The organism is Pedobacter sp. (genome assembly GCF_965249885.1).
In the GTDB taxonomy this organism is placed as follows: Bacteria; Bacteroidota; Bacteroidia; order Sphingobacteriales; family Sphingobacteriaceae; genus Pedobacter.
Window position 1 is genome coordinate 2,327,215 of sequence record NZ_OZ252254.1, and the last position, 12,364, is coordinate 2,339,578.

5 protein-coding genes are annotated in these 12,364 nt (G+C 38.7%); 4 read left to right on the forward strand and 1 reads right to left on the reverse strand.

All coding sequences use genetic code 11. The features are described from left to right. Nucleotides 1–3: 3 nt before the first annotated feature. Nucleotides 4–1,983: a 7TM diverse intracellular signaling domain-containing protein gene (locus ACY2A0_RS10025; RefSeq protein WP_461789315.1), complete on the forward strand. Its 1,980-nt coding sequence runs from the start codon at nt 4–6 to the stop codon at nt 1,981–1,983. Between the two features lie 87 nt (nt 1,984–2,070). Here the strand turns inward: ACY2A0_RS10025 and ACY2A0_RS10030 are convergent, their stop codons facing one another. Then, nucleotides 2,071–5,577: a T9SS type A sorting domain-containing protein gene (locus tag ACY2A0_RS10030; RefSeq protein WP_461789316.1), complete on the reverse strand. Its 3,507-nt coding sequence runs from the start codon at nt 5,575–5,577 to the stop codon at nt 2,071–2,073. A 374-nt stretch (nt 5,578–5,951) separates the two neighbouring features. On the opposite strand from ACY2A0_RS10030, the gene ACY2A0_RS10035 reads away from it, so the two are divergent. From ACY2A0_RS10035 to ACY2A0_RS10045, 3 genes are all read left to right on the forward strand, one after another. Further along, nucleotides 5,952–7,562, forward strand: coding sequence for a DUF6377 domain-containing protein (locus ACY2A0_RS10035; protein ID WP_461789317.1), 1,611 nt, complete (start codon nt 5,952–5,954; stop codon nt 7,560–7,562). Between the two features lie 296 nt (nt 7,563–7,858). Next, on the forward strand, nt 7,859–10,831 hold the full coding sequence (locus tag ACY2A0_RS10040; RefSeq protein ID WP_461789318.1) for a SusC/RagA family TonB-linked outer membrane protein: 2,973 nt from the start codon (nt 7,859–7,861) through the stop codon (nt 10,829–10,831). Between the two features lie 11 nt (nt 10,832–10,842). Continuing rightward, nucleotides 10,843–12,363 carry a RagB/SusD family nutrient uptake outer membrane protein gene (locus ACY2A0_RS10045; RefSeq protein ID WP_461789319.1) on the forward strand — a complete coding sequence of 507 codons (1,521 nt, stop codon included), beginning with the start codon at nt 10,843–10,845 and terminating at the stop codon, nt 12,361–12,363. The last annotated feature ends 1 nt before the right edge of the window (nt 12,364 follow it).

Genomic DNA, 12,364 nt, shown 5'->3' on the forward strand with positions numbered 1-12,364 from the left:
CCAATGGTTAATTGGTATGGCTGCCAATATGTTATTGCTTTTAGCAAGTTCGTAGTTAGCTTTTTGCGACCGAACTTGAAGCATATTTTTATTTTACTATGTTGTATGGCTTGTCCTGGCTTATTGTATAGTCAGGACATAGTCAGCATCAGCCCATCTTTTAAACAGCATATATTTTCCCATGCTGAGATAGAATCGTTAGTTGACCCTGCCGGCAATTTAACTTTCGAACAAGTATCATCTTCAAACTTTAGCAAAAAATTCAAAGTGTCTGCGGTCAGTACACCGCTGGTAAAGGCAAACGCTGTAGGCTGGTTCAGGATAAAAATAGCACACGCAGCAAAATTATCGGATAATAAATTTTTACTTGAATTTTTTGATCAAACTATTGATGATATCACTGCTTACATTCCGGAAGGTAAGGGTTATCGCGTGGTGCAGTTGGGAGATAAGTACAATTTTGGATCTCGTGAATTAAAGCATAAAAACTTTGAGATTTTATTAAACGGCGAGCCTGATGCGACAGGTTTTTTTTATTTCCGCATACACTCTACGCAAAATGCCAATGTGATTATTGTGTTGCGATCGGTAAACTGGTTTTTTGAATATGCACTTACCGAATATTTCACATTTGGGATATTTTATGGTATGATACTGATTTTCAGTTTCTACAATCTAGTGATGTTCATCTATTTGCGCCGATTGCAGTATTTTTATTATGTGCTATACATCTTAAGTATTGGCTGGTATGAAATGTGCGTAGACGGTATTGCTTACCAATATCTTTGGCCAAATAGCCCTGAATTTAACCAAAATGCCTACGCTTTGGCGCTTTGTTGCATAAGTGTGTTTGCACTGCTATTTACCCAAAAGCTATTGCATGTAAAAGTTAAAGCGCCAAAACTGAACTTAATAATCAATATCATCATCTTGTTAAGATTGATTGCATTTGTTTGCTTTTATCTCTTTTGGCCATCTTTTTTGAGGTATAAATTTATCGAAGCCATCCCTTTAATTTTAGCTTTTTCAACTGGCTTATACATTTATGTTAAAGGATATCGGCCTGCCAGATATTTTGTAATTGGCTATGCGGTGGTGTTTATGGGGTTTTTGCTCAAATTTATGGTGATGCTAGGATTAGTCAAGCTAAATCACTGGGGCATAGTAAGCTATTACAGTTTGAGCTTTTGTTTTATCGTAGAGATGTTTTTTCTCTCACTTTCCATAGGAGATAGCTTGCGCCTTTTGAAAAGGAAGAAAGAAGATGCACAACTGAAAATTATAAAGCAACTACGTATTAATGAACAGTTAAAAGACAACCTTAACAAAAAGCTTGAATTGAAGGTTTTAGAGCGTAGTCGCGAAATAGTAGAACAGTCAACTATTATCACTCAGCAAAATAGCCAGCTAAGGGAAATGAACGAATTGCTTTTGCAGCAGTCGGACGAAATTTCTAGAATCAACAACTTGCTTGAAGTGGACAACGCTGAACTAAAACAAGTAGTAGAGCGGATCACAAGAGACAGGGTAATGTCGGCAGAAGTAGAGTTTTCGGAATTTAACAAAATATATCCCGATAAGGAGAGTTGTTTCAAGTTTTTAGCGGAGCTGAAGTGGAATAAAGGATACGAGTGCAAAAAATGTGGGGAAAAGGATTGGGTGAAGGGAGCGGCACCATTTAGTAGACGGTGTTTAAGCTGTAGCTACAGCGAATCGGTTATGATTGGTACTATATTCGAAAACACACGCATCCCAATTGATAAGGCATTTTATATGGTTTTTCTGGTTTATTCCACTAAGGGGAAAATTTCGTCGCATCGGCTTTCGGAAATATTGCAAATTAGGCAGAATACCTGTTGGCAATTTGGTGCAAAAATCAAAACATTAATGAATCATAGGGAGAAAGATCTAATTAGCGTTGGAAATGAAGGTTGGAGCAAATTAATTCTCGTTGACGACAAGCTTAAAAAAAAGCAACCTTGAGCGTTGATCAATGCCCAAGGTTGCTCAGTGAAGTAAATTTATTTTAGTGCTTATCAACTAAGTAAGCACGTTGATATTGTAATTGGCCTATTGCTTGGCAAACTTTAGCGTTTGCACGTTATTGCCACTTGCTATTTTTACGAAATAGGTTCCATTACTGAAATGAGACAGGTTTATTCGTTGAGAGATATCTGCAACTTTAGTATATATCATTTTACCGCTAGCGTCGAAGATATTTATCTTTCCCCCTCGTAAATAAATTGGTACATCTAATTCCAAATAATTGCTAGCGGGATTTGGAAACAGAAACACACCGTCAATATTTTTCATGGTGATGATCTTTGAATAATTAAAAGTTCCGTTTTTATCTGTCTCTTTAATCCTGTAGTATGCCGTGCCGGGCAGAGGGTTGTTATCTGTAAAAGTGTAATTGTTAGTGCCTGCTGTATTTTTGGCGGGTACTTCACCTATTACAGTAAAATTTTTGCCATTGTCCGATCTTTCTAACATAAACACATTTACATTCACCTCTTGTTCAGTTGTCCATTTTAAAATGGCCTGCTTTTTCTGCAAGCCAGTTAAACTTACATTGAAAGACAAAAATGATAAAGGTAAAGTAGTCAAATTGGTGGTGTTTGCGCTTAGGAAATTTGTGCTTTGCGCTAAATTGGCCAATGAATCCGCAAGTGATACGTTTTTGCCATCTAGTGGAGCGTAAATTTCTAAGCTTGATTTTAATAAAATATCTCTGGCGATGTATTTTATTTCCTCCTCGTTCATTGCTGATCGGTAGAAAAGCAAATTCTTATACTCCACTTTTGAAGGAATATCTGCCCCTCCAATTTTAATATTATTGGTGGTCAATTTCTCCTGTAATTGCCCTTGTGCAACACTATCGCAATATAAAAAAGTAACTCCCTTTGCGTAATAATGAGTAAGTATCACTTTATACCACTGTCCATCGTTTATGTTTGTATTTCCTATAATATTTCCACCTTTTGCCGAATTGTAATTAAGAACGCCGTTGTTGATGGATATGGTGCCAATAGCATTTGATGCATCTGTTAATTGGGCAATAGTGCCTGTGCCATTTGCTTTAAAGCTAAAAGCAACGGTAAATGGATGTATTCCGCCTTCTGGGGCGAAACTAATGTTTTTGATATGCTGAGGCGTTTTTACAAAAGTTACAGCCGAGCCAATTACCTTTTGTGGTATTGGTTTTTGCGCATCCAATGCATCGAATAATGAAGGCACCATGGTATAAGCTAGCTCGGTATGGCCAGCATCGTTTGGATGAAGTGTATCATCCCAATAACCATCTGTCCATTTCCCAGTTAAATCGTCTACTGCACCTAACAAGTTTACGCTAGGAATCTCCCATTGGTGTATAAGAAGGTTCATCTTTTTAACAAAATCGTAATCTGTAGCGTTATAATCATTACGGGTATAACTATTGGTGATGACTGGGATTAATCCATCTTCGCGTGCTTTCGTAATTAAATTTTTGATGTTAGTTTCAAATTGGTTGAATGCACTTAGGCCGTTTTCGTGAATACCTTCATTACCCAACGCTAAGGCAAATACCACGTATTTTGCTTTTTGAGGTATTAAGTCGCTATCGTAACGATTTAACACCTTTACAGTGTTATCTCCGGGCACGCTAATGTTTGCAGTTTGCCACTGCGTTCCGCCATTAGCTGTCCTGTTGGTCAACACATCTGTATACATTGAGGTGTAACCTTTCTTATTCGTTGCGCCTTGTCCATAAGGCACAGAAGAGCCGAAGTAAACTATTTTTAACGGATTTACTGGGACATAGGGCTCTAGCAGCAAGTCGTCAAAGTAAATAACGCCAGGTAAGTTATTGGGATTTGTCCAGTTGACGGTTGCTTTGATATACTTTGTTCCAGCAGGTACTTCTAAAATAGTGGATAGTTTTTTCCAATTATTTAAAGTTGATGTACTATTGAAAGCTTCCGATTGTGAGTTGGATAAGAGTTGGTTATTCTCGTCAAAATAAGATAAGGTTAAGGATGCTGCTTGTCCACTTTGTAGGGTGTTGGAAGCATAAAAATAACCACTCGCTTTGTAGTAGGCGTTACTTCCTGGAAAGCGTATCTGTTGGTGAAGTGTAGCGGCGCTGCCAGTTAACTTTGCTGCATAAGTGCCGCTATGCACCGTTACAGAATTTACTTCAATTGCAGCGGGCAAAGCCGTGCTATTTATCGTCCAATAACGGAAATCGCCTAACTCAAAGCCTTGGTTATCTATCGCATATTTTGTTCCAGGGTTATCGAACGCTTCTATTTTGACGATGTTCAAATGGCCGTAGCTTCCGGTATTTCTTTTTACTTCCAGCGCAATGCTGCCGTTGATGTCTGCGAAAACGGTATCTGATGATACAATAGTGCTGTTGTTTCCATTATATCCTCCGTTGCCAATTCCAGTGCCAGAGGTTAGTAAAGTTTTTACGTTGGTGTTTGCGCCGCTAAGGCTGTACTCCGCAATGCGGGTTTCGGTGGTTGCCCTACTTCCGAAAAAGTGAAATATATATTTTTTGTCTTTACGTAGTCCGCTAAATTTGAGTATACCGCTATTATTGTCCACGAAGAAGTAATCCTGTGTAGCTGTGTTGACAGCAAATTCACCTAACAAAGCGGAAGAAGAGCTCAATAAACCGCCATGGTTGATGCCATTGGTAAAGAATGATTTAGTTACATCGACAAGAACTCCCGTATTTTTACCCGAAAAATCGGTTAGCTGAAGTGTGCCCGATCCGGCTGTTCCATTCGTTAAATTGTTCCATTTATTTCCATTTGCGTCGGGGTTTATGGTCGCATTTCCATTTGTGACATCATTAGGGCCAAGGTCTATGTAAAGTTTCGTCCAATTTTCATCTGTTTCTGTAGGTGCAGTAGGGGCAGGCGTGTATTCTTCAATTTTAATAATGCCGATATAGCCAAAATTACCTGCGGTTTTGTTCAACTCAATATCTATGGTTCCGTTAGAAGTGGGAACGATGTTGTCGGAAACTGCGATATTATTATTGTTCCCGTTATAGTTATTTGCGCCAATGCCAGTTCCGCTTGTTTGCAGGGTTTTTATGCTGGTATTGTTTCCCGTAATTTTATACTGCGAAATTCTAACATCGGTACTATTGCGTGTACCAAATATTTTGAAAACATAAACTTTAGCTGTGTTTAAGCCGCTCAAACGTAGCACCCCCTTTCCTGTATTTTCAACATAAAAGAAATCTTCGGTGGCCGTAGGTATCGCAAAATCTCCTAACAAGCTTGCCGAGGGCGCTGTTAATCCGCCCTGCGCTATCCCATTTTTTAAAAATGCAGTGGTAATGGTTAGATTAATTGTGGAGGAAACACCAGTGCTATTTTTTAGCACCACCGCTGCTGCATTAACCCCATTTTCGGTAATGTTGTTCCAATGATTGTTATTGGCATCTGGACTGGTAGTGAGCCTACCATTGTTAGCGCTTCCATCAAGTCCAAAGTCTAAGTAATAAGAGGCTGTTAATGTTTGTGTTTTAGCTTTAACACAAAGCAATAAAAAAGCCATGCAAAGTAAAAGTTTGTTCATACTTTAAATAATTAAAATTTATAAGTGGTAGGGTAAAGTTAGTTTGATAGCTACTGCGTTGCTAGCGGCTTTACTTAATAAGTAGCTGGTTTGCAGCATGTTTTGGCCTGAGTGATACGCTTTGTTAAATGTCGTGTTCGAATAGTAGACCTTTGATTTTCAGTAGTATAAGTTGTTTGTCGGCTTTTTTTACTGCAAGGTGGTGATACGTTTGGCTAAATAGTTATTGCTTAAAAAATAGTAGCACTAAACTTGGTAAAATTGGGTTTGCTAAGGCAAATGAATTTAGAATCCATGCCTACTTGCACTTATAAACCGTGCTATGCTTTGAAAATTTTTTGCATCTTAGTGATTCTTTATTTTTCCAAACCTGTATGAGAATCGTGTGCGCAATTTTGTTGCTTTGCTTTGTAAGCAGTAGTGGATATAGCCAAGCTAAGAAAACATTTGGCGATTTAGAACGTCGACTGGACGATGTATTGCAAAACCAAGATCTGTTTGTAAAAAAGAAGCAAGATGATATAGAGAAACTAAAAAATAGCTTACGTTTTGCGAGCGATCAATTTGATAAAAGCTATCAATTGTGCGGAGCTTATAGGAAATTTCAAACTGATTCTGCACTGCGCTATGCGCTAAATTGTAAGCGTTTAGCGGTAAATTTACCGGATTCGGTTAAAATCACCATCGATTTGGATGTAGTGTGGATTTATTCTACCGTAGGAAGGTACGTAGAAGCGGAAAACTTACTTTCGCAAATCAACAGACAGTCATTACCTAAGGGCTTACTAGCAAAATATTACGATACCTATTCTGGCTTTTACAGTCATTACGGGCAAAGTAATAACTACACTGCGTATTATAACAAAAGTGAGCTTTATCGAGATTCTCTATTGGCAGTTTTAAACCCACAGTCAACAAAGTATCGTATTACTTATGCAACTAAGGTGTTGTTTGCCGGCAAACGCAAGGAAGCTAAAGATCAACTTTCACAGTTGCTGAACGATCCAGAAACTTCGAAAGATCAGCTAGCTACCGTGGCCTATCTGCTGGGCCTAGTGGCGAAACATGAAAGTGATACGGAGCAGCAACGTTATTATTACACCTTGTCGGCATGTAATGATATTGAAAGTGCCACTCGGGATAACGCTTCTTTACAAGACTTGGCGCTAACTTACTATGAATCTGGCGACTTCGATAGGGCTTTTAAATTGATAGAAAAAGCGATAAAGGATGCCATTGCATGTAATACCAGGTATCGCATTATAGAAGGAACTAGCTTTTATCCAATTATTAACGCCGCTTATCAGAAGAAGATCGACAGTCAAAATAAAAAATTGATGTTCAACCTCATATTGATCAGTATTTTATCATTAGTATTGATTGTTGGCATTATTGTAATCTACCGTCAGGTGAAAAGGCTGAATAGAATCAAAAGTGAGTTGTCTAGAACAAACATACAGCTACAAGAACTCAATACGCAGGTAAGCGAAACTAATACGCAACTTTCTGAGGCCAATCACATTAAGGAAGAATACATTGCACAGTTTTTTGACATGTGTTCATCGTACATTGAAAAGATGGACAGTATTAGAAAACACCTCTTGAAAAAGGCAACTACCAATCAAACCAAGTCTTTGATTGAACAATTGAAATCAACTCAGATGGTTGAAAAGGAGGTCGAAGAATTGTACTATAATTTTGATCAGATATTTTTGAATTTATATCCTTCCTTTGTAGAGGAGTTTAATGCTCTCCTTAAGGATGAGGAAAAAATACTGCCTAAAAAAGGAGAGCTGCTAAATACAGAACTGCGCATATTTGCCTTGATACGATTGGGTATAGACGACAGCATTAAAATTGCTAGCTTTTTACGCTATTCGCTTCGTACTGTGTATAACTATAGAACAAAAGTGCGTAACAAAGCTGCGGTATCTCGTGCTGATTTTGAAGATATGGTTAAACAAATCGCAGTATTAGAAAGGTAGCCTTTTTAATTTCTTCCGAATCCCCAAAATGACTTTTTAAATTAGATGTTTTACTGAAAATTAGTAGTTGTAAAGTCAATTTTCTAGTACTTTTTTTACGTTTCTTTTGTATTTAAATATCTCATTTTCAGTATTTTGAGATTTTAATTCAAGTACTTTTTATTACATCGTTGTCTGATTTGAGCTTATTTGTAAGCTGCTTTTTCGATGTTTGTACAAAGCAATAGCCACCCGCCTTATTTGGGTGTTTTGCTAATGAACCATTTATAAACCAAATCAAAAAATCAGTTTTCGAAATGAAACGTAAAGTACTTTTACATTACCTGGTTTTATTCCTTTGTATCACAATTTCTACTACCTTATCTGCGCAACAAACAGCACAGATTCGCGGTCGTGTTGTTGATGCACAAACAAAAGAAACTCTTGTTGGTGTTTTTGTTAGTGTGAAGGGGAGTACAGGAGGAACTTCTACCAATGCTCAAGGTGAATTTACCATCGCAGCGGCAAAAAATGCGACTTTGTTGGTAAAGCTAATAGGCTACAACACCAAAGAAGTTGCGGCAACAGATCAAATGGAAGTAACATTGGAGCCTGTTGTTAGTCAATTAAACAGTGTGGTTGTAATCGGTTACGGGTCGGTTAAACGTAAGGATGTAACCACAGCTATTTCTACAGTATCAACGGAAGATTTAGACAAGCGCCCTATTGTTAATGTAGCCCAAGCCATCCAAGGCAGGGCAGCGGGTGTTGCTGTAGTGCAACCTAACGGAGCACCAGGAGCCGAAATGGCCATCAGGGTGCGTGGAACAACGTCTTACAACGGAAGTAATGACCCTTTGTATGTAGTAGATGGGGTGCCTGTGGATAATATCAGATTTCTATCGCCTAATGACATTGCTAGCTTACAGATTTTAAAAGACGCTTCTTCGGCAGCAATTTACGGCTCAAGAGCAGCTAATGGCGTAGTATTAATTACCACCAAAGCAGGTAACACTGGTCAGGCTAAAATCAGCCTTAACACACAAATTACACACAATGTAGTAGATAATGCCTTCAAAGTGTTGAACACAGCGCAGTACCGCGACCTACAAAACGAGATAGGCATGATCAGTTTGCCAGTGGGATTGAAAGACCAAACGGATTGGTTTAACGAGGCCTTTAGAACTGGAAGAATAGAAAGCTATCAGCTATCTATAACTGATGGCACCGAGAAATTGAAATACTTTATTTCCGGAGGTTACATGAAAGAAAAAGGAACATTAGACGCAGCCTTTTTCAAGCGCTATAATTTTAGAGCAAACGTAGATAACCAAATACGTAAGTGGCTTAAATTAAACGCCAACCTCAACTATGCAGATTATGCAAGCAACGGGATTATAACAGGAACAGGTGCTAATCGGGGTGGTGTGGTACTTTCTACGGTAAATACGCCAACTTATGCACCAATATGGGACCCTTTCAATGAAAATCAGTATTACAATAACTTTTATGGTATCAGTAATATCACCAATCCATTGGAAAATATGGCTCGTAGCAAAAATAATGTAGGGCGAGAAAATAGGTTATTGGCATCAGGAAGTGCTTTAGTAACGTTTTTACCTAGTTTGAACTTCAAATCGATGTTCACGTTAGATCGCAGAAATGCAATTAGCACCACCTTTTTAGATCCCATATCCACTTCATGGGGACGTAACCAGCGAGGCGAAGGATCCGATAATCGGAATATGAATACCGTATTAACTTGGGACAACGTACTTACCTATAACACGAAAATCAATAAACACAGTATCGAAGGTATGGCTGGTAGCTCTTGGACAGATTCCAAGTATACCAATAGTTATATCAACGGATCTAACTATCGCAACGATCAAATACAAACGCTAAATGCTGCCAACAAAATTTCTTGGAATGGTACTGGAAGCGGTGGTTCTGATTGGGTAATCATGTCCTATTTCGCTAGGGCGATGTATAATTTTGACAGTAAGTATTTGCTAACTGCCAATTTAAGGGCGGATGGTTCTTCAAAATTACACCCTGATGTGCGTTGGGGATATTTCCCTTCGGTTTCAGCAGCTTGGCGTATCTCTTCTGAGCCTTTCTTTGATGGCTTGAAAAGACATGTAGACGATTTGAAGATTCGTGGCGGTTGGGGACAAACAGGTAACCAATCTGGTATCGGTGATTATGCCTACCTGCAACGCTACAACATTATACGCCAGCCTTGGTTCGAAACAGGAAAAGAACAGGCCGTGCCTTCTATTACACCAGCTAACTTGCGTACCAAAGATTTAACCTGGGAAACAACATCGCAGGCTAATATTGGTTTAGACGCTTCGATGTTTAATAATAGGCTATCGTTAACGGTTGATTATTATCATAAAAAAACAACCAACATGTTAATGTACATTACACTTCCTGAAGGTGCTAATTCAATTACTAGTATGGCCAGAAATGAAGGAGAGATGACCAATAAAGGGTTTGAAGTAGCTATTGCTTCTAAGAACCTAACCGGTAACAATCTTACATGGAATACAGAATTCAATATCTCTTTCAATAGAAATCGATTGGACAAATTAGCTACTCAAAAAATTTATACTACTGCCACTACCAGTGAAGTGGTGGGTGAAGATGTAGTGCGCAACGAACCAGGAAGACCATTAGGTGGTTTCTACGGCTATATTAGTGACGGTGTAAATCCAGAGACAGGTGAGTTGATTTACAGAGATTTGAACGGCGACGGCAAAACATCAGCATCCGATAAAACCTATATCGGCGATCCGAACCCGAAGTTTACCTACGGGATGACCAACAGCTTTAACTACAAAAATTTTAGCTTAAGTGTATTCATCCAAGGTACTTATGGTAATGATATTTTCAATGCTAGCCGCATAGAAACCGAAGGTATGTACGATGGTAAAAATCAAACTACAAAGGTTTTAAACAGATGGCAAGTTCCAGGTCAAATTACCGATGTGCCAAAAGCAAACTTCATCATTAAAAACTCTACTTACTTTATTGAGGATGGCAGTTATTTAAGATTAAAGAATGTATCGTTAAGCTATAATTTCCTAAGTAATAAATTAAAGAAAATAGGTATTGGCAAGTTGCAGCCTTACCTATCGGTTAGTAATTTATTTACCCTAACCAAATATACCGGTATGGATCCGGAGGTAAACCAATGGGGTAATAGCGGCGCAGTACAAGGGATAGATTGGGGTACTTACCCACACAGCCGTTCATTTGTAGTAGGATTAAATCTTGAATTTTAATAATTAGAAAGATGAAAAACCAAAAAATATTATTTGGATTAACAACATTGCTTGGGTTAACAGTGGCATCCTGTTCGCTGGTAACTAATCCGGTAGATACTTATTCTGATGTAACCGAAGGCCGTACCGCCGATGGAAAGGAAGTGGTATTTAAAGACAAAGCCACCGTACAAAACTACCTTACCTTTTTATACCAGCAAATGCGAGACAGACAGGAACACTGGTATTTGGATTTGCTACTTATTGCCGAGTCACACGCTGATAACGCCTATGCGGGTACCACTGGTGCTGAGGTGGTGCCATTCGAAACTAACTCAATCGAAGGATCAAATTCGGTAGTAAATAGAGATTGGAGAAGATACCTAGAAGATATTGGCCGTGCCAACCGGTTAATCGTTTATGTGGATAGCGTAGCCGATAACTCTCTAAATTCATCGGAGATCAACAATTTTAAGGCGCAGGGTAGGCTGTTTAGGGCGTTAGTTACCTTTGATATGGTGCGTATCTATGGTTCAATTCCAGTAATCAATACCGTCGCTCCAGATATCACCGCTGAAAATGTAGAGAAAGTTTACAGTCAGTATTTTCCTAAGCAAGCCCCTGAAATTGATGCTTACAGACAGATAGAAGCAGATTGTCTTTTCGCTCTGCAAAATGCGCCTGATAATGTAGCGAGCAATAAAACTGTTTTTTCAAAATCGGTGGCAAAAGCTTTATTAGCAAAAATTTATGCCGAGAAACCAATCCGCGACTATACTAAGGTGGCCCAATATGCCGACGCTTTAGCAGCTGACGGATTTGATTTGGTAACTGATTATGCGGATTTATTTAAAATGAACGCTAGCAATACCGATATCGCCCTGCGTAACACTAAGGAATCTATATTGGAAGCGCAATTTTCGCCAGGTGCTGGTAATTGGGCCACTTGGATGTTCGGCAGAGACTTGTCTAACTACAACAACAACTTTACATGGGCAAAATGGGTTACGCCTTCCAGAGATTTAATTAAGGCTTTCCAAAATGAAGGGGACACTAAGCGTTATAGCGAGTCCATCGTTTATTACACCACTACTTGGAGCAATTACTATCCTTCAACCAACTACCCTTTCATGTATAAATTTCGTTCTGCTTTTAATAGTATCATTAAAATTAGATATGCAGATATTTTGCTACTTAAGGCGGAAGCTTTAGTAATGGGCCCTAACAAAAATTTAGAAGCTGCTGCTCAAATTATTGATAAGGTTAGAAATAGAGCGGGACTGGCTGCCTTGCCATTTAATGTACGCAGCAACCAAACAGCCATGGAAGAAGCTGTACTCAAGGAACGACGTTTAGAGTTAGCTTTTGAAGGACAACGTTGGTTTGATTTAGTGCGTTTAAATAAAGTTGAACAGGTAATGAACGCTGTTTATGGAAATGATGTCGGTAGAAAATCAAGAGTTTACCCTTTTACATCCACTTCCTACAGGCTACCTATTCCGCAATCTGCTATTGACCAAAATCCTAATCTAATCCAGAATCCAGGTTATTAAA

What these genes read in the sequence shown, in the direction of transcription:
- ACY2A0_RS10040 (WP_461789318.1), top strand. Translation starts at nt 7,859, where the DNA reads ATGAAACGTAAAGTACTTTTACATTACCTGGTTTTATTCCTTTGTATC.
- ACY2A0_RS10030 (WP_461789316.1), bottom strand. Translation starts at nt 5,577, where the DNA reads ATGAACAAACTTTTACTTTGCATGGCTTTTTTATTGCTTTGTGTTAAA.
- ACY2A0_RS10025 (WP_461789315.1), top strand. Translation starts at nt 4, where the DNA reads ATGGTTAATTGGTATGGCTGCCAATATGTTATTGCTTTTAGCAAGTTC.
- ACY2A0_RS10035 (WP_461789317.1), top strand. Translation starts at nt 5,952, where the DNA reads ATGAGAATCGTGTGCGCAATTTTGTTGCTTTGCTTTGTAAGCAGTAGT.
- ACY2A0_RS10045 (WP_461789319.1), top strand. Translation starts at nt 10,843, where the DNA reads ATGAAAAACCAAAAAATATTATTTGGATTAACAACATTGCTTGGGTTA.